Genomic DNA, 19,751 nt, shown 5'->3' with positions numbered 1-19,751 from the left:
AAGCGATACAGTCAAAGAAGTAGAATTCAAAGTCTTCCAAATGGCTCTTGAAAACGGCGGTGTCGTGAAAGCATTGAATGCTAAAGGCGCTGCAGATCGCTACTCACGAAAAGACATGGATCAGTTAGGTCAATATGTAGGACAATTCGGAGCTAAGGGGCTTGCATGGCTGAAAGTAGAAGAAGACGGATTGAAAGGTCCAATTGCTAAATTCATGGGAGAAGCAACAGAAGCAATCATTAAAGCAACAGATGCAAAACCAGGTGACTTGCTGATGTTTGGCGCAGATAAAAGTGAAATCGTCGCTGCTGCATTAGGTGCTATCCGGACACGTTTAGGAAAAGAATTAGGACTAATTGATGAATCGAAATTCAATTTCTTATGGGTAACTGATTGGCCACAATTTGAATTTTCAGAAGAAGAAGGTCGATATGTCTCTGCTCACCATCCATTCACGATGCCAAAAGAAGAAGATATCCCGTTATTGGCTGAAGACCCTGCAAAAGTCTATGCAGAAGCTTATGATATCGTCTTGAACGGTTATGAACTAGGCGGAGGTTCTATCCGTATTCATACTCGTGAGCTTCAAGAAAAAGTACTAGAAACTCTAGGCTTTACAAAAGAACAAATGGAAGAACAATTTGGTTTCTTGTTAACAGCTTTAGATTACGGATTCCCTCCACATGGCGGTATTGCATTAGGATTGGACCGTTTTGCAATGTTATTAGCCGGAGAAGATAATATTCGTGAAGTCATTGCCTTTCCTAAAAACGGAAAAGCAGCAGATGTGATGAGTGATGCACCAAGTATGGTTTCGCCTTTACAATTGTTCGAATTGAATATTGATGTAACGAATATAGAAGAATAGCCGATAAAAAGGTAAAAAGGATTTGTCGAATACGCTTCTTTTGACAACCTTGATTTAATTGAAAAACACTTTATAATGAAGCCATAACATATAAAGCGGGGCTTTTCCATGAAAAAAACATTCGAAAATTGGGCTTATCATGATTACACGACCAAGCTTTCGGTATCTATCGTTTATGCGTTGATCGCATCAGTCGCATTGAATTTCTTTTATCAGCCAGGACATATTTATTCAAGTGGTATTACTGGTCTAGCTCAGATTTTGACGACTTTGTCAAAATCACTGATAGGATTCGAAGTACCGGTATCAACAACTTTGTATTTACTGAATATACCTTTGTTTGTATTGGCGTGGTTAAAAATCGGGAAGAAGTTTACAATTTTCACTTTTATCACAGTCACTTTGACCTCCCTTTGTATCCATATTTTACCGGAAACAGTCCTATCTACCGATCCAATCATCTGTGCGTTGTTTGGGGGGGCTGTGATGGGACTAGGTATTGGGCTAGCGTTGAGAAACGGCCTATCATCGGGCGGTCTAGATATCGTGAGTATCACGATTCGTAAAAAAACAGGAAAGTCGATTGGTTCTATTTCGATCTACTTCAATGCATTGATCGTTTTTGTTGCCGGAATTCTATTTGGCTGGCAATATATGTTTTACAGTACGTTGTCTATTTTCGTCAGTGGAAAAGTAACTGATGTCGTTTATACTAAACAAAAGAAGATGCAGGTAATGATCGTAACGAAACATCCAGAAAAAGTAGTAAATGAAATCCAAAACTGTATGCGTAGAGGGATCACGATCATCAATGAAGCAGAAGGTGCTTATAAGCATGATAAGCAGACAGTATTGATGACGATCGTTACACGATACGAACTGCCTCTACTTAGAGAAGCAATGAAAGCTTCTGATCCACAAGCTTTTGTAAGTATTGCAGAAAACGTCCAGATACTTGGTCGTTTCTATGAGGATGGCATTTAGATCGAGTTTGACAAAAATTCATGAAATACTGCTGTAGACAGACGTTCGTTTGTCTGCAGTTTTTTTCTACCATAGTAGAATCAGCAAAGAAAAACTGCTTTTTTATTTGAAATTTTCTTAAAGTTGAAAAAAAGCATGTTTATTTTTTTAAATTTATGGGATGATAGAAAAAAATAGTAGAGAAAGGACACGATTCTACTTGCTATTTTCACTTAATACCCGTATATTACGAATGAAAAAAGTTTATGAAAAGTTGGAATATTGAATGGAAAAACAAAAAAGGTTAAAAAACAGCCGCTACATCACTGGGTTTGATGGGCTCCGTTCATTAGCTGTGGTGGGTGTTATCTTCTATCACCTTCTGCCAACTAGTATGAAAGGCGGCTATTTGGGCGTTCCGATTTTTTTCGTCGTATCTGGTTATTTGATCACGGATCTGCTGCGGCAGGAATGGGAACAAAATGGAAAAATCAATATTTGGCAATTTTATGTCAGAAGAATGAAGAGACTCTATCCGGCACTTGTTTTTATGCTTGTGACAGCTTCGGCTTATATCACTTTGTTTCAGCGAGGGCTGTTAAACAATCTTCGAGGAGTTGTGGTCAGCAGCTTACTGTATGTCAACAACTGGTGGCAAATCAATAACGGTTTATCTTATTTCGATCGATTTGCTAATGAGTCACCGTTTACGCATATCTGGTCTTTAGCAGTAGAAGGTCAAAACTATTTGGTTTGGCCGATTTTGTTTGTATTGTTGATGGTATTTGTTCGTAAAAGAAAATGGATCTTTTATACTGTGTTAGGTATATCCTTCCTCTCCGCCATCTTGATGATGATCTTGTATACACCAGGAGGCGATCCAACCCGTGTTTATTACGGTACCGACACTCGTCTGTTTTCTATATGGTTGGGAAGTGCGCTTGCGTTTGTTTGGCCAAGTACGCGTTTAAAGAAAAACATCCCGAAACAAGCGAAAAATATTCTGAATATCGCTGGAGGAATCTCGCTTTTGGCACTGATTCTTTGCTTCTTCTTTTTAGATGATCATTACAATTTCATCTATTACGGAGGAATGCTCCTAGTGAGTCTGTTATGCGTAGTGCTAGTTGCAGTGACAGCACACCCCGGAGCAAGTTTGAATCGATGGCTGACAAATCCAGTATTTACTTGGATTGGCAAACGAAGCTATGGCATTTATCTGTATCAGTTTCCAGTTATGATTTTTTATGAAGCAAAGGTGACTGATATTGCCGATCATGTTTTGTTGCATACTTTAGTGGAAATCACATTGATTCTAATCATCAGTGAACTTTCTTATCGATATGTGGAGCGTCCGCTAGCACGTTTTGATTATGGTCGTACATTTCAAGTGATGAAAGGATGGTTCAGCAAACCGATCATCAGTAAGAGCAAACCATGGGTTGTTCCAGGCACATTACTTGTAGCAATTGCACTCGTTGGTTTCGTTACGGCACCGAAAAACGCTGTAACAGCCGATCAAAAACAACTGCAGGCAAAAATCGCTGAAAGTAAAAAATTAGCAGAAGAAACCAGAAACAATTCAGAAAACACCACTAGTTCGGTTGACCAAGCGATCCTTGATAAGTACGAGTTGTCCAAGGCACAAGGGAATAAGGCACAAAAATTAGAACTAACGGCATTTGGTGATTCAGTTATGTTGGATGCTGCAACGGATCTACAAGAACTTTATCCAAAAGTAGTGGTAGATGGAGATGTCGGACGACAATTATATGCCAGTGTACCGTACATTGAAAAATTAAAGGAACAAGATTTGTTGAAAGACACTGTTCTGATTGGACTAGGAACGAATGGCTCATTCTCGGAAGCTCAGTTTGATAGTGTGATGGATGCAATCGGTGATCGAAAAGTATACTGGGTCAATGTCCGAGTACCGACGAAGCGCTGGCAAAATGACGTGAATGCGATGCTTGAACAGATGACGAAAAAATACGACAATATGACGCTGATTGATTGGTACAGCTACAGTAATGACCATAGTGACTGGTTTTATGATGATCAAGTCCATCCAAATCCTGAAGGGATGACACATTACATTCACTTAGTCAGCGAAGCCTTGCTAGGAGGAAGTTCAAGTACGAACAGCAGTGAGACAAACGTGACAGAATGATAGCTACAAAAAACTTCAGGCAAAAACATTTGTTTTTGCCTGAAGTTTTTTTATATTTATCGTGCTTTTAACATTCATATAGATTCAGGAAGCAAAACGGTTGAGTGTGTCTGTAAATAACGTTCTTTTTGTTTTCGGGTGAGTTTTTTGAATGCAGCTTCTGCTTTTGTTGCTTCGCTTCTTGAAGAAAATACTTCTGCATGGATCATCTTAACAGGTCTTCTTTTTTGAAGACGAGTATATTTAGCACCAGTACCATTGTTATGTTCCTCTAATCGTCTAGAAAGATCGGTTGTATATCCACCATAAAATGTCTGATCTTTACAGAATAATACGTAAAAATAATGTTCATTTGCCATAGAGCATCTCACGAATCTCTGCAGTGTATTCTCCATCCATATTGTAAGTGATCAATGGTGGAGCGACTTTGAATCCGTCTAATTTGCCTTCTTTGATTCCTTCAACTAACAAAATATTTGCCTCTTTTCCAGGTTTTGGGTAAACAAATTGGATCCTTTTAGGTGCAATTCGATAGTATTCCATGACCTGAATGATTTCTAAGAACCGATCAGGACGATGGACCATAGTAAAGCGTCCATTTGTTTTTAGTAGCTTACTTGAAATGTCGATCACTTCTTCTAACGTCGTATGGATCTCATGACGGGCGATTGCCAGGTGTTTATTAGGGTTCGTTTTATTTGTTGGCAGCCCTTTGAAATAAGGTGGATTACAGACGACTAAGTCACAAGAATTATGTCGAACGACAGATAAGCTGTCTTTCAGATCGATGGTGTGGACGGTCATTTGTTCATTTAAATGGTTAAGCGCGATACTACGTCTTGCCATGTCTGCTAGACGAGGTTGAAGTTCGATAGCGTCGATAGCCGCCTGGGTTCGTTTACTTAAAAAAAGTCCAACTGCGCCATTTCCTGCACAAAGGTCAACAATCTTCCCTTTTTTAGGTACACGGGAAAAGTGAGCAAGCAGCACAGCATCTAAAGAAAAAGAAAACACTTTGGAACTTTGGATAATCTTGATATCTTCTGCGTATAATTGGTCGATTCGTTCGTCTTCGTGAAGCATGGATTCCCTCCAAAATGAAAAAAATAGTCGTCTGTATTATACTATTTTTATTAAAAAGAACCAAGGTGGCTTGTCAAACCTCTATTTTTTATGCATACTATGACCATAAGAAGGGAAAGGAAGAGACTATGTTTTATCGATTTATGCGCGGGGTAGTTCGAGTACTATTAGCCTTAGTTAATGGAAATGCCCGCTATGAGAATAAAGAAGTTTTACCGCAAGATGAGAATTACATACTAGTTGCTCCCCATCGTACTTGGTGGGACCCATTATATCTGGCGGTAGCTGCAGCACCCAAGGAATTCAGCTTTATGGCAAAAGAAGAACTGTTCAAAAATCCAGTTCTGCGATTTATATTAACTCGATCCAATGCTTTTCCAGTTAAAAGAGAAAATCCAGGACCAAGCGTCATTAAAACACCTGTAAAGATTTTGAAATCGACAAATTTGAGTTTGATCATGTTTCCCAGTGGGACAAGACATGCTACAGAACTTAAAGGCGGAATGGCATTGATTTCCAGAATGTCTAAAGCGAAAATCGTGCCAGCTGTATATCAAGGTCCGTTGACACTTGGGGATCTGTTCAAGCGTCAGAGAGTGACAGTGCGTTTCGGCGAACCAATCGACTTATCAGATATCAAGAAAACGGATAAAGAAGGTATGGCGGAGATCGAACGACGAACACAAGCAGCTTTTGACAAATTGGACAAAGAAGTGAACCCTGATTTCAAATATGAAGTCAAAAAAAAATAAAATGATAAGTTTATGCGTGGGCGGTCTTTTGAATCTACTGTCCTGTTCAGTTCAGACTTTTTCAATGAAAACGAGGGAGAGACGTCAAGTCTGCCCTCTTTTTGCGTTCCAATATGTAAAATAGAAGACAGGTGTCATGTAATGGATCAAAGTGTTATAATAATTAGAAGGACATTTTTTGAGGTGATTGAATGCGTTTTTTACATACAGCCGATTGGCATATCGGAAAAAAACTACAAGGTTATGACTTGATTGAAGACCAGCGTCATGTACTATCTTCTATACTAGATATCGCGAAAGAAGAAAAAGTAGAGGCAATCGTGATTGCCGGAGACTTATATGATAGGAGTGTCCCAGCTGTTGATGCCGTAGAATTATACAATGAATTGATGGTCGATTGGAATTTAAAGGAAAAGATCCCGATTTTTGCTATATCAGGAAATCACGATAGCAGTACGAGACTTTCAGCGGGTACGCCATGGTTCAGTTATTCGAACTATTTTTTGCGAACACAGCTAGCAGAAGCATTTGAACCAGTCGAGTTTAAAAACGTACAATTTTTCTTTCTTCCTTACTTTGAACCAATTGCAGCGAGATTATATTTTGAAGATGACAATATCCGAACGATCAAGCAAGCGGTAGCCAAGGTGATAGATAAAATGCAGGAGCTATTTGATTCAGAAAAAAAACAAGTATTGATTAGCCATTTTTTTGTAATGGGAAGTGTAAAATCTGATTCGGAAACGAAAATCGAAGTAGGCGGGTTGGATTCGATCCCTGGTGAACTACTTACACCGTTTGATTATGTAGCACTAGGACATTTGCATAATCAAGCTGCTTTGAGACAGGATAATGCTCGCTATAGCGGTTCCCCATTGAAATTCTCTTTATCTGAGATCAACCAAAAAAAAGGCGTATGGATCGTTGACCTGACAACAGGCCTGGAGTTGAATTTTAGGGAGATCGAACCCCTGCATGATATTGAAGAAATAACAGCGAGTTTCAAAGAATTGCTGGATCCTGCCTTTTATCAGTCCGTCAATCGGGAGAATTACATCTATATCTATCTCACTGATAGAACGATCATCCCGAATATGATGAACCAGCTTCGGCAAATATATCCTCGTATTTTGGGGATTGAACGGGCAAACGGTCGAGCAGAACAAACAAAGCGCAAACGAAAAGTACTAGAAATGAAAGATCCTCAAAAATTAGCAGAAGCATTTTTTAGTGAAATGACGGAAGAGCAGCTAACTGCAAACCAAGAAAAATGGCTCGGAGAAACGTTGCAAGAAATCATGGAAATGGAATGATCAAGAATGAAACCGAAAAAATTACAACTTAAAAATTTTGGTCCTTTTATCAATGAGACCGTAGATTTTTCACGTTTGACAGAAGCACCGCTTTTTTTGATCAGCGGGAAGACAGGAGCTGGCAAAACGACGATTTTTGATGGGATCACCTTCGCACTTTTTGGTGAAACTTCCGGAAGACTTCGCTCTGGAAAAGAGATGCGTTCTTTGTTTGCTACACCAGACGAAGAAACAAGCGTGACTTTTTCTTTTGAACATCAGCAGATGAGCTATGAAATCGAACGAAAACCAGAACAAGTTTTAGCAAAACGAAAAGGAAACGGAACAAAAAAACAGGCAGCCAAAGTAACGTTGACCATTTTTGATGGGAAAGGAAAAGAAATAAAACAAATCACAAAACGTACAGAAGCAGATCAGTTGATCAGAGAACTGATGAATCTCGATGCGAAACAGTTTTCTCAAATCGTTTTACTACCCCAAGGAGAATTCCGTAATTTTTTGGTTTCATCAAGCAGTGATAAAGAGACTGTTTTACGTCATTTATTCGGTACTCAATTTTTCCAACAGTTCAATGAGCGATTAAAAGAAAAAGCAAAACAACAGCAACAAAAATTGGATCATTTAGAGCAAGAGCTGCATCTTCTGCAAAAAAGGTTTGTTTTAGTCAAAGAAGAGGAACCAGCAGCAGGGTTTGAAGCCGTTTTAGCCCAATGGACAAACCATCAGGCAATACTCGAAAAACAAATCACGGAAGAAAAAGAAGCTCTAACGGAACTTCAGGAAAAACAAAAGCAACTAGAAAATTCCTACTATCGTTTTGAAAGCTTGAAAAAAAGTTATGAAGAAAAAACGATATTAATAAACAAGCAAAAGGAATTAGCTGCTCAAAAAGACGAAATAGAGGAAAAGAAACGATGGATTGGGTATTATGAATTTACGCAACGATTAGTCGAACCAATCCAGCGCCTACAAGAAATAAAAGCTGAAAAAATAGAACTGTCACAAAAAAGTAGTGAGCAAACAAAGAAACTAGCGATGACTACGCAGAATTATGAAGAGTGGCAAAAAAATGAAGCAAACCGCGTACGCCGACAAACAAAAATCAAAGAAGCTGCTCAAAAACTGCAAAACAAACAGATGATGGTGCCAATTGTCGAATCCTTACGTAGTAAAAAACAAGACGCAGAACAATTAACAATTTCATTGGATAAAGAAGAATTGAATGCCGAGAAGCTGTATCAAAATCTCGCTATCTATCAGGAAAGAACTCGAATTCTTCAAGAAAATTTACTGGATCAGGAAAAACTGCAAGAAGATCGTCTTGCTTTTGGACAGTTAAAATATCTAGATGAAAAGCAGCAAGAAATAGAAAAACAAAAAGCAAAAGACACTGGGTCGCTCGCACAGATAAGAGAAGAACTCAAAAAAGCAACTGAAGAAATAATAAAAAATAGTCAGCTATTGAAAGAACAGACAGAACAAGCAGAACAGCTGAAAAGCCAATGGGCAAAGCAGCAAATTGCTCGTCTTCAGCTTTTTTTGCGTCCAGGGGAGCCATGTCTTGTTTGTGGATCAACGGAACACCCCATACAACAATCAAAACACGAACAGCCAAATAAGGAAGATATCTTAAAAGTAGAACAACAACTGGCAGAAGCTGAGTCTGCTGTAGAAAGAACTCAGCAAATCATTGCCAAAAGTGAAGCACATGAAAATAATCTTCAACAACAATTATCAGATTTAGAACAAAAAATCATGGCAACGAATATACAATTGGCTGAACAAGAAGAACACTTGCAACAGGCTTTGAAAAAGGCATTTCCTGAGATAACAGAACAAAAAACAAAAACAGCTCTTGTAGTAATCGAACAATCTTTAGATAGACGAAAAAGCAAGATGGCCAATGCAAGAATAGAGCTGGAAGAAATAAGACAACAAGCAGAAAAGCTCGAACAACAATTAGCTGTCTACAAACAGCAGCAGACAGAAAAAAATAATCAGCTCCAGCAACTGCAAGGAGAAATCAAAAGTTTAGAACAACAATTGCAAGATACGGATAGTAACTGTTTAGAAGAGGAGATACGACGACTTGAAAAACAGTTAGAAGAAGACTCGAATCAACTAGCTGTTGAGCAGAAAGCAGGAGTGCAATTGTTGCAAGATCTTCATACGCTTCGGACACAGCTTGATCTTCAACATGAACAAATAGAAAAAATAGATGAAAAAATAGAAAAGGAACAAGAAAGAATAGCTAAAAAGTTAGAAAGCCAGTCGTATTTTTCAACAATTGAAGAAATCTGTGCATTTGCACAACAGCAAGCACAATATAAAGAAAACCAACGTACAGTTACTTCTTATCATGAAGAGCAATTAGTGACAGCTGACCGACTGCGTCAATTAGAAAATATCCAGCTAACTGAGACATTCCCAGATACAGAAGAGATTAGCCAACAGTTAGAAGAGATAAGACGTATGATCGAAATAAAGCAAGAAAAGATATACGGTTTACAAGAACAAAAAATTAGTAATCAAAAAATCTACGATGAATGTCTTTCGATTTATCACACAAGCCAGACGAAATTAGATGAGCTTACGCAATTACAGCAGCTTTCGCAAACATTCAACGGAGAAAATCCTAAGAAGACTAGTTTGGAACGGTATGTGCTTCAGGTTTATCTTCAAGAAGTGTTACAAGTAGCAAATGATCATCTCCAACGTTTAACGAAAAATCGTTATCAATTTGAGCTAGCGGATACCATTGGCAGTTATCGAGGGAAAACCGGATTAGAAATCAATATCTATGATGATCAGGCAGGTATGTCTCGAAGTGCGCATACCCTGTCTGGCGGTGAGAGTTTTATTGCAGCACTTTCTTTAGCATTAGCTCTTGCCGATGTGATCCAGACACAAGCTGGTGGTGTAGCAATCGATGCATTGTTTATTGATGAAGGATTTGGGTCATTAGATGAAGAAGCTTTGGAAATGGCAATGGAAGCTTTAGAAACGATCGAAAGTGAAGGAAGAATGATCGGCATCATTAGTCATGTAAGAGAATTGAAAGAACGAGTATTACAACAAATAAGAATTGATACAGAAGGTAGCGGACAAAGCAAAATACGCTATCAACTTGGATAAAAAGGGAGATTGGTAACTATGAAATGGAGTATTCCAGAAAAAGTCATTGCACGTGGACGTCAATACTTGCAAGAAGGCCGAGTGTTATCGGTTGTCCCTGACCAAGAAGAAAACGTGTGGCATGCAGAAGTCTTGGGCAGTGAATTGTATATGGTTGATTTGGATGGTACAGCAAAAGAGATAGATTACTGCCAATGTCCTTATTGGGAGGAACATAAATATTGTAAGCATACAGTTGCTGTGGAACTTTATTTACGGTCGAAAAATCTATCTCGTATCATGAAAAAAGACCAGCCAATGCTAGAACCGGTAAAAGCAACAAGTGAGGGAGAAATCATTGCAAAAGGTTTTTCTCGTCTAAAAACACAAAACAATCCTCAAGCGGTGCAACCTTTGATTATTGAATACCAAGTAGAAACGATTGAGACTAATCAGTATCACCCAGAGCTTTCTATTTTGGCACTTTACTTGCGTATCGGTTCATTGGCATCACCGAAAAAAACATATATCGTAAAAAACATCTATGATTTTTTACAAGCTTACGCAGAAAAAGAAACTTACACTGTTAATAAACAGTACCAGTTTCGTCTAGATAAACGGGCGTTTCAAAAAGAAGATCAAAAAATACTCACGCATCTTGCAGGAAGTGCTCAGACGCATCAATTATTAGGTACGAACGGCTTACAAGTCAAAGGAAAACTAGATAAAAGATATCTGCTTCTCCCAGTAGAACAAGCCCGCTTCCTGTTAGAGCAGATGAATCAGACTACACGTTTGCATCTGCAGATAAATGAACAAAACGATCAAGGAATACAATTTTCCGATCAAAACAAACCTTTATCATTCAAAGTGGAAAAATTTGGAGAAGATTATTTGCTGCAAGCATTGAATGATTTTGATTTTTTCTTTATGCATTATCAGTGGGGAGTTATCCAAGGGACATTTTATTCTCTGACGAAATATCAACAAACGGTTTATCAAACTTGGAAACAATTGATTCGCCGATTGGAGAAACCAGAAGTAGTGTTCAAGAAAAAAGAATTACCGTCTTTGTTTAAAGAGATTATCCCTCTGCTTTCAGAGATCGGCGACGTAGCTATTGCCCCTGCAGTAGAAGAGGAAGTAGCAGATATCCCCGTCGAATTTATTTTCTTTTTCCGAAAAGCAAAAGGAAAAATCCAAGCTCGAGTCGATTTCGTCTATGGCGAAGTCATCTATTCGACTGACCCGAAGCATGAGGTCTCGACAGATCAGACTTTTCAGGTGTTACGTGACACAGTAGAAGAGAAACGAGTACTTGATCTATTCAGAATGTATCGCTACCAGAAAAATGAAACTGGTTATGAACGTCCATTGCCAAGCGGGGAAGAACTATATGCCTTTTTCCGCACAGAACTATCTGTCTTCCGTCAGTTTGGTGAAGTCAGACTTGGAAGAAAATTGCGAGAGTTGTATTTAGATGCGCATAAACATCAACCGAAAATCGAAGTAACCGAGACCGGTTCATGGCTCGATATTCGATTTGATGTGACAGGGATAGAGGAGCAAGAAATCGATCATGTCCTGCAAAGCTTGCTGAGAAATGATGCTTTTTATACATTAGAAAATGGTCAGGTTCTTTCTTTTGATTCAGAAGAATTTCAACAAACAAGCCAAGTGTTGCAACAATTACGGGAATCGATACGTACAGAAGAAGGAACGATCCATGTACCTAAAAATCAAGGATTGATCATTCAAAATCAATTGGAAAAAAGCAATGCTACTTTTAGTGAATCGTTCCAAACGATGGTACAAGATCTCATTCATCCAGAAAGATACCAGGCACAGCTTCCCAAAGGATTGAATGCAACGATGAGAGATTATCAAAAGCAAGGTTTTCGATGGTTGAAGATGTTAGGTCATTATCAGTTTGGCGGTATTTTAGCCGATGAAATGGGACTTGGGAAAACACTACAGACAATTGCCTTTTTACTTTCGGAAAAAGAAGAACGGAAAAGCTTCTCTGCTTTGATCGTAGCGCCTGCGAGCTTAATTTACAACTGGCAGGCAGAGGTGAGAAAATTCGCCCCTTCTTTAAGTATCCAAGTAATCAATGGGAATAAAAAAGAACGTGAAGAATTACTGGCTAAAGACACAGATATCCGAGTGACTTCTTATGCCAGCTTAAGACAGGATCTAGCTAATTATCAGTCGCAAAAAATTGATTATTTGATTCTTGATGAGGCACAAATGGTCAAAAATAGCAGTACGAAAACTGCACAAGCATTGAGAGAATTAGCTGTACCTCAGCGGTTTGCACTGAGTGGGACACCAATCGAGAATAATTTAGAAGAATTGTGGTCATTGTTTGCAACGATTATGCCAGGATTTTTCCCGACTAAAACAAAATTCAGGGAACTTGCCGCAGAAGAAATTGCGCAAATGATTCGACCGTTTATTTTACGGCGAGATAAACAAACTGTGTTGAAAGACTTGCCGGAAAAAACAGAGATGAATCTATATTCTGCACTTACAGAAGAACAAAAAACTGTTTATTTAGCTTACTTGCGTCAAATGCGTGAAGAAATCACATCAATGGATTCTGAAGCATTCAAGAAAAACCGGATCGGGATACTTGCTGGTCTGACAAGACTGCGACAAATTTGCTGCGATCCTCGTCTGTTTATTGAAGATTACCAAGGCGGTTCCGGCAAGCTCGAACAAGTAAAAGATCTACTGGTAGCTGCCAAAGAGAACAAACGAAGAGTTTTGCTGTTTTCTCAATTTACAGGGATGCTGACTATCTTGCAAGAAGAGTTAGCCGAGCTAGGGATCTCGACATTTTATTTAAGAGGCAGTACGAAACCACAAGATCGGTTAAGTATGGTAGACGCATTTAATGCTGGCGAAAAAGATGTTTTTCTGATTTCCTTAAAGGCTGGGGGAACTGGATTGAATCTCACGGGAGCAGATACGGTCATCTTGTATGACCTTTGGTGGAATCCTGCCATTGAAGAACAAGCTGCTGGACGTGCACATCGGATCGGACAAAAAAATGTGGTAGAAGTGTGGCGTATGATCTCTGAAGGAACGATTGAGGAACGGATGGATTCACTCCAGCAAGAAAAACGCGAACTGTTCCAAAAAGTGATCCAAGGTAATGAAGAACAGTTGACGAAACTGACTGAAGAAGACATCCGCATGATTTTAAGTGTAGGAGAAATCGAGGAGTAAGAGACTCGAAAAAGCGTTCAGTAATGGGTAAGAAAGTCTTTCTAAAGAAGCGATTGTTTATTTGATTTAAAAAATAGCAAGGAGGCTGGGATTCCATTTTATCCCAGCTTCCTTGCTATCATTTTTTTATTTCTATTTTTAAAGGTTATACAAAGATTGTCTTCATTGTCTCTAACAGCTGATCAAAAGAAGAAATCTCGATATCGCAAATTGGAGTCTGTTCAATTTTGCGTTCTCGATGGTTGAACCAAAGCGCTTGCCAGTTAGCACTTTTTGCACCTAGAACATCATTGTCGTAATTATCGCCAACGTATAAGGTCTCTTCTGGAAGCATATGAAATTCTTTCTCAGCCAGCTGAAAAATCTCTTTTTCTGGTTTTTGGAAACCTGTTGCTTGAGAAATGAGCATATTGCGGGAAGGAATCCAATTGTTCAATTGAAGTTGCTTCAGTTTTTTTGTCTGATGGTCAGTCGGCCCATTTGTGATAATTCCTAATGGGACATTCTTTTCCTTCAAGAAATTGAGGGTTTTTTTGACCTCCTCATGCAAGCAGATATTATCAAGTTCTTCCTCGTAAATTTTTTGAAATAAGAGGCCGTCTTCTTCCGTAATATGAGGGTAGTCTAAATCTTTTAGTGATTGGCTGATCCGATGTGCTCGCATATATTCTAGTGTCCAATCTCCTGCCATTACTTTTGGGAAGTTTTCATCACTATGATGGCGGAACCGGATATATAGTGGATGCATATCTGCATCTGAAACAAGCGGAACGACTCTTTTGACCGCGTTTCGAAATGGCTGCTGCTGATCATACATCGTATCATCAACATCAAACACAACTGATTTAATCAAAATTTTACACGCCTTTCGGTTTTCATTGATTTTTTCACAAATCCTTGGCTATTGTAACAGAAAAAATTGTCTAAAAAAGCTGATAAATAAAGGTTTTTCTTACTATATTTCTATTTCCTTGACAGAATAAGGTTTTTATATTTCAGTTTTTTTCACTAAAAATCGTGAAACACGTCAATAAGTTTGATGAACAAATTAATCATTATGGTAGAAGTCGATTGATTTATTTTAATGCAATCTCTGTGGAATTTTCGAAAGATTTATTTTTTTAATACAGTCTCAATATAACTATTCAAACATAAAATAACGTTATTTGATTTATTTGTTTATAGTAAATTTTATTTAGCAATCATTGCTTTAAAATACTACGCTTATATAACAGAGAAAATAAGCGTTATAATAAAGAACAGTATTATTTAAAATGACAGAAAACATTACTATTAAAGAAATAAAAAACATAAAAAATCTTAAGAAATCGGTTTCATTTAGCTTTTGAGATAAAATAATAGTACAGTTTTATACGCTGTTTCATATGTTTAGAAAATTTGAATTAGATTTGAAAACTCTAATTTTTAAATGATAAAAAAAGCGAGAATGCTGGTTTTACTGTATATTAACCTTAGATAACTTTCATTTTTTTAAAAAAATTATGAAAAAAAGGTAGCTGTTTAAAAGTTGATTATGTATAATAGAAACAGATGGGAGATTATTATGATCTTCTGTTACAAAAAAGTGATTCTTATCACGAAAAGGAGTGGTGCACGTTGTTAACATTATATACTTCTCCAAGTTGTACTTCCTGCAGAAAGGCTCGTGCGTGGTTGCAAGAACATCAGATTCCATTTGTTGAACGTAATATTTTTTCAGAACCATTGAACAGTTCTGAATTAAAAGCGATTTTACAAATGACAGAAGACGGAACAGAAGAAATCATCTCGACACGTTCCAAAGTATTCCAAAAACTGAACATGGATTTAGATGATCTGCCGTTACAAGAATTATTGGAACTTGTGCAAAACAATCCTGGATTGCTTCGCCGTCCAATCATGATTGATGATAAACGTCTGCAAGTTGGTTTTAATGAAGATGAAATTCGTCGGTTCCTACCGCGCGATGTACGACAATTAGAATTACGTCAAGCGCAATTGATGGCTGGATTATAGAAGGATAATACGAAACTTGGAAAAGACTATTACAAAGATAGTTTTTCCAAGTTTTTTTGTTTTTACAAAAAGTATTCTTGATTAGATGTATAAAAAGGTAGTAGAAGATGATGATTGCACGAAAAATAGAGAGGAAAAATTAGCTGAAAAGTCGGCTATATAGTATTCGTCTGCCAAAAATGTTATAGTTAAATAAGATAGCTTGAAAGGTTGAAAAATCCGCTGGTTTTATTAAATTCACTTAACAGCGAGATTTTTTTTCTTTACATTTAAGCTGATTTCGCTACAATGAATCTATATTAAACATTGTGGCAAAGTGAGGTGTAGCAAAATGGAAATGGAACATATTAATGAAAATACGATCCGTGTACTAATTGGTCATGAAGATTTAGAGGAACGGGGCGTTTCATTTTTGGATTTACTTGGCAATCACAAAGAAATCGAAAATTTCTTTTATAGTATTTTGGAAGAAGTTGATATCGAAGAGGAGTTCCGAGGAAGCGAAGCTGTCACTTTCCAAGTTTTGCCAAAAGGAGACGGATTAGAACTGTTTATCAGTAAAAATCTTCCGGATGAAGAAATTTCTCAATCAGAAGATTCTACTGTTGATTCAGAAGATGTGAGTGACTTTCTTCGTCAGCAGATTATTGGCAGCGATCCGGAGGAAGAATTATCTGGAAGCGCCCTAGAAGAACAGGAAAGACAAGCAACTTTTGCTTTTGAAGATTTTGAACAAGTGATCCAACTTGCAACAGATGTCGAACTAGAGTCTGCTTGGACTGATTTGTATTTATTCGAAGAGCGCTATTACCTAGTCGTTCACTTCTGGATGGAAAATCTCAACCAAGCGGATGTAGAGAATCAGATTGCTCGAATTTTGGAGTTTGCTGAAAAGAGCGATCGTACACCAGAAACATTGAATGAATATGGAAAATGTCTGATGGCACGTAATGCTATCGAGCGAACGAAATTTTATTTTGTATAAATCAGCATTATAGTAAGAGACTGTGACAAAAATTGTGTCGCAGTCTTTTTTTCGTATAAATAGTGTTCAAAAGCTTGCATCTGCGGTAACAAGCCCAACCAAACGAAAAATATTGGGAACTATTTTTGTTTAGCTGTTCTTATTACTTGATGCAGAATAGCTTTTTCACGCCCTCTTTTTTCGTGTAAATAAATTCTTAGACGTAAATAAGTTCAGAGGGAGAAAAATGCTGCTTGCAATGAATGAATATAATAAGTGCTGTTTTGCTAAACATGCAGAAAAAGGAAAGAAATATTATTGTCGTGGCTGTCGAAAAAGAGTGATTTTGAAAAAGGGAAAGAAAAAATGTGCTCATTTTGCCCATCAAAAATCAGATAACTGTTCGGTCTTTAGTGAAAGAGAATCAAAAGAGCACTTACAGTTAAAGGAATGCTTCATGGATTGGCTGGGACAGTCAGTAGAACCAGTATTTTTGGAAGCCTATTTGCCGAGGTTGCGGCAAAGGCCTGATATTTTGTTGGCGAATCTAGCAATAGAAATCCAATGTTCTAGACTGTCTCACCAGAGATTTATTGAAAGAACCCAAAATTATTTGAATAACAGTTACCAAGTATGGTGGATACTTGGTAATTCTTTTCTTGGACAATCGCAATTCTCATTGATAGAAAAAAGTTGCTGCTACTATAATAGAAAAAGAGGAGTGCATTGCTGGAAAGCTGATCTCAAGAAACAAAAGCTTTATTTGTATCATCATATTACAGAGACTGTATCAGGGCATATTTCCTTTTGCAGTAGCTGCTGGACTTTTTCTAGTAGGGACCTTAAAGAAATATTCACTAGTAACGAAATTAAAATGAACCAAATGAAAAAAATAGAAAAAGTGAGTGAAGATGGGAAGAAATGGCTGACACGCCAACTTATTCACAAGCAAAAGAATACAGTATCCATACAAGAACAATGCTACTTGCGTCATAAACATCTTTTGCATCTATCATCGTGGATCTATCAAAAAAGTCGGTTTTTCTTTTATTTACAAGAACAGGTTTTTCTTTATCGAATGTTGTACGAAGAAGCCTTGGAAAACCAGAAAGTTCCTGATTTCAACTCATGGATTTGCCAAATAAAAGAACATAAAAGGGAATGGCTTTTTCCTATGATTGATGAAGAGATGGTCTATCAGCAGTTTTTTAACGAATGCATACATTTGTCTTCTTTGAAAAAATAGTAAGTATAAAAATAGGCTAGGAATCGGTTTTCTATGTAAAACAAGATTTAGTTATGCTAAAATTGATGGAAGCAGACACATGAATGAGTAGAAAAGTTAGATGCTGTGACATGTGGATGTTAGACTATGATCTATTTTGATAGATAGAGCTAAGGGAAGAAAAGGAGTGGATTTCATGGAAGTAAAGCAGTTGCCAAAACGAGAAGAATTGCCTGAAAATTTAACTTGGGACTTGACCAAGATCTTTTCAAGCGACCAAGAGTTTGATGAGAAATATTTGGAATTATCAGAAGAGTTAAAACAATCTGAAAAACACAAAGGAACACTTGATCAAGGCGCTTCTCAATTTTTAAATGCGATTGAATTCGTATTGAGGGTTTATCGCCAAACTGAAGTCATTTATGTATATGCGCACCTTAAAAACGATCAAGACACTGGAAATACAGATTACCAAGCGCTTTATGCAAGAGCAAGCAGTCTGTTTTCGAAAGTTAGTGAAGCCGTTTCCTGGTTTGAACCAGAAATATTGCAATTGTCAGATGACCAGATTTGGCAATATTTCAAAGAAGAACCAAAATTGGAAGTCTATCGCCATTATATCCAGCAAATAGTAGATAATCGAGCCCATGTCTTATCTGCTGAGCAGGAATCTCTTCTTGCTGGAGCAGGTGAAATCTTTGATGCTTCAAGTGATACATTTGCTGTTTTGAATAATGCAGATCTAGTTTTTCCAACGATTGAAGGAGAAAATGGTGAAATAGTCCAATTATCTCATGGCGTGTATGGTCAGTTGCTAGAAAGCACGGATCGAAGGGTACGCGAAGCAGCATTTAAGGGATTGTACAGTGTTTACGAACAATTTAGAAATACATTTGCTTCTACTTTAGGCACACATATAAAAGGACATAATTTTAAAGCGAAAGTCCGTAATTACAGCTCTGCCAGAGAAGCGTCTTTGAGCAATAATCATATTCCTGAAAGTGTATACGATACTTTGGTAGACGTGGTAAACAAGCATTTGCCTTTGTTACATCGATACATGGAATTACGGAAACGTTTATTAGAAGTGGAAAAACTGCACATGTATGATCTTTATACACCGGTCTTAGGGGAAGCTCCAATTACCTTTACGTACGAAGAAGCAAAAGAAAAAGCTTTAGAAGCACTGAAACCAATGGGTGAAGAATACATGGCCATCGTAGAAAAAGCATTCTCTGAACGTTGGATCGATGTTGTCGAAAATAAAGGGAAACGAAGCGGTGCTTATTCTTCGGGAAGCTATGACACAAATCCATATATTTTATTGAATTGGCATGATACGCTGGATCAGCTATTTACGCTTGTCCACGAAATGGGACATAGTGTTCATAGTTATTTCACTCGTTCGAACCAGCCTTATGTGTACGGCGACTACTCCATCTTTTTAGCAGAAATTGCTTCGACAACGAATGAAAATATCCTAACGGAGTATTTATTGGAAACAGAAAAAGACCCTCGTGTACGGGCTTATGTACTCAACCATTACTTGGATGGGTTTAAAGGAACAGTTTTCCGCCAGACACAATTCGCTGAATTCGAGCATTTCATGCATACGGAAGATGAAAAAGGTGTGCCATTGACTAGTGAATACCTAAGTGATAGTTATGGTAAATTGAATGCAAAATATTATGGTCCAGCAGTCGAAGAAGACCCAGAAATTAAATTCGAATGGTCACGGATACCGCATTTTTATTATAATTACTATGTTTTCCAATACTCGACTGGCTTTTCTGCTGCTTCAGCACTGGCGAAGAAAATACTAAACCAGGAACCAGAGGCACTAGAGAACTACTTGGCTTACCTAAAAGCAGGTAACAGCGATTATCCTGTGGAAGTAATGAAAAAAGCAGGAGTTGATATGACACAGGCTGCATATATCGAAGATGCAATGTCGATGTTTGAACAACGTCTAAATGAATTAGAAGAATTGATCGATCGTTTATAAGGCTTTCTATTTTTGATTTTCTCGAATAGAAACGAAAAAAATAC

14 protein-coding genes are annotated in these 19,751 nt (G+C 37.7%); 11 read left to right on the top strand and 3 right to left on the bottom strand.

Annotation, left to right across the window (positions count from 1 at the left end; all coding sequences use genetic code 11):
* From DIZ30_RS13630 to DIZ30_RS04490, 3 genes are all read left to right on the top strand, one after another.
* The coding region (locus DIZ30_RS13630) for an amino acid--tRNA ligase-related protein (RefSeq protein ID WP_305773699.1) at window positions 1–868 on the top strand (868 nt) is incomplete at its 5' end.
* 108 nt (window positions 869–976) lie between these two features.
* Window positions 977–1,852: a YitT family protein gene (locus tag DIZ30_RS04495; protein WP_002293644.1), complete on the top strand. Its 876-nt coding sequence runs from the start codon at window positions 977–979 to the stop codon at window positions 1,850–1,852.
* Window positions 1,853–2,117: 265 nt separating this feature from the next.
* Window positions 2,118–4,001, top strand: a complete 1,884-nt coding sequence (locus tag DIZ30_RS04490) for an acyltransferase family protein (RefSeq protein ID WP_109023114.1) — start codon at window positions 2,118–2,120, stop codon at window positions 3,999–4,001.
* Between the two features lie 74 nt (window positions 4,002–4,075).
* Here the strand turns inward: DIZ30_RS04490 and DIZ30_RS04485 are convergent, their stop codons facing one another.
* Window positions 4,076–4,360 carry a GIY-YIG nuclease family protein gene (locus DIZ30_RS04485; protein WP_002304776.1) on the bottom strand — a complete coding sequence of 95 codons (285 nt, stop codon included), beginning with the start codon at window positions 4,358–4,360 and terminating at the stop codon, window positions 4,076–4,078.
* Window positions 4,350–5,084 carry a tRNA1(Val) (adenine(37)-N6)-methyltransferase gene (locus tag DIZ30_RS04480; protein ID WP_002324237.1) on the bottom strand — a complete coding sequence of 245 codons (735 nt, stop codon included), beginning with the start codon at window positions 5,082–5,084 and terminating at the stop codon, window positions 4,350–4,352. Before DIZ30_RS04480 ends, DIZ30_RS04485 begins: the two co-directional genes overlap by 11 nt.
* Window positions 5,085–5,212: 128 nt before the next feature.
* Here DIZ30_RS04480 and DIZ30_RS04475 point away from each other — a divergent pair, with 128 nt between their 5' ends.
* The 4 genes from DIZ30_RS04475 (at window position 5,213) to DIZ30_RS04460 (ending at window position 13,497) form a co-directional block, all read left to right on the top strand.
* A complete protein-coding gene (locus DIZ30_RS04475; RefSeq protein WP_002288956.1) occupies window positions 5,213–5,836 on the top strand; it encodes a 1-acyl-sn-glycerol-3-phosphate acyltransferase in 624 nt (207 codons plus the stop codon).
* A 191-nt stretch (window positions 5,837–6,027) separates the two neighbouring features.
* Entirely contained in the window at window positions 6,028–7,149 is a 1,122-nt protein-coding gene (locus DIZ30_RS04470; RefSeq protein ID WP_002288955.1) for an exonuclease SbcCD subunit D, read from the top strand.
* A gap of 6 nt (window positions 7,150–7,155) precedes the next feature.
* Window positions 7,156–10,284, top strand: coding sequence for an AAA family ATPase (locus tag DIZ30_RS04465; protein WP_002324235.1), 3,129 nt, complete (start codon window positions 7,156–7,158; stop codon window positions 10,282–10,284).
* A gap of 18 nt (window positions 10,285–10,302) precedes the next feature.
* Complete coding sequence (locus tag DIZ30_RS04460) at window positions 10,303–13,497, top strand: DEAD/DEAH box helicase (protein WP_010728073.1); 3,195 nt, start codon at window positions 10,303–10,305, stop codon at window positions 13,495–13,497.
* Window positions 13,498–13,642: 145 nt separating this feature from the next.
* Here DIZ30_RS04460 and DIZ30_RS04455 read toward each other — a convergent pair whose 3' ends face one another.
* Window positions 13,643–14,350 carry an HAD family hydrolase gene (locus DIZ30_RS04455; protein WP_002324233.1) on the bottom strand — a complete coding sequence of 236 codons (708 nt, stop codon included), beginning with the start codon at window positions 14,348–14,350 and terminating at the stop codon, window positions 13,643–13,645.
* A gap of 764 nt (window positions 14,351–15,114) precedes the next feature.
* Here DIZ30_RS04455 and spxA point away from each other — a divergent pair.
* The 4 genes from spxA (at window position 15,115) to pepF (ending at window position 19,707) form a co-directional block, all read left to right on the top strand.
* The gene (gene spxA / locus DIZ30_RS04450) at window positions 15,115–15,513 is read left to right on the top strand and encodes a transcriptional regulator SpxA (protein WP_002296384.1); all 399 of its coding nucleotides are present in this window, start codon (window positions 15,115–15,117) and stop codon (window positions 15,511–15,513) included.
* A gap of 331 nt (window positions 15,514–15,844) precedes the next feature.
* Complete coding sequence (locus tag DIZ30_RS04445) at window positions 15,845–16,498, top strand: adaptor protein MecA (protein WP_002299370.1); 654 nt, start codon at window positions 15,845–15,847, stop codon at window positions 16,496–16,498.
* Between the two features lie 226 nt (window positions 16,499–16,724).
* Entirely contained in the window at window positions 16,725–17,723 is a 999-nt protein-coding gene (locus DIZ30_RS04440) for a competence protein CoiA (RefSeq protein WP_002324232.1), read from the top strand.
* 175 nt (window positions 17,724–17,898) lie between these two features.
* The gene (pepF, locus tag DIZ30_RS04435) at window positions 17,899–19,707 is read left to right on the top strand and encodes an oligoendopeptidase F (protein WP_002288947.1); all 1,809 of its coding nucleotides are present in this window, start codon (window positions 17,899–17,901) and stop codon (window positions 19,705–19,707) included.
* Window positions 19,708–19,751 lie beyond the last annotated feature (44 nt).

Source organism: Enterococcus sp. H57 (genome assembly GCF_003112495.1).
In the GTDB taxonomy this organism is placed as follows: domain Bacteria; phylum Bacillota; class Bacilli; order Lactobacillales; family Enterococcaceae; genus Enterococcus_B; species Enterococcus_B faecium.
The sequence above is the reverse complement of the archived record's forward strand: the minus strand, read 5'-3'. Positions and strand labels throughout refer to the sequence as shown.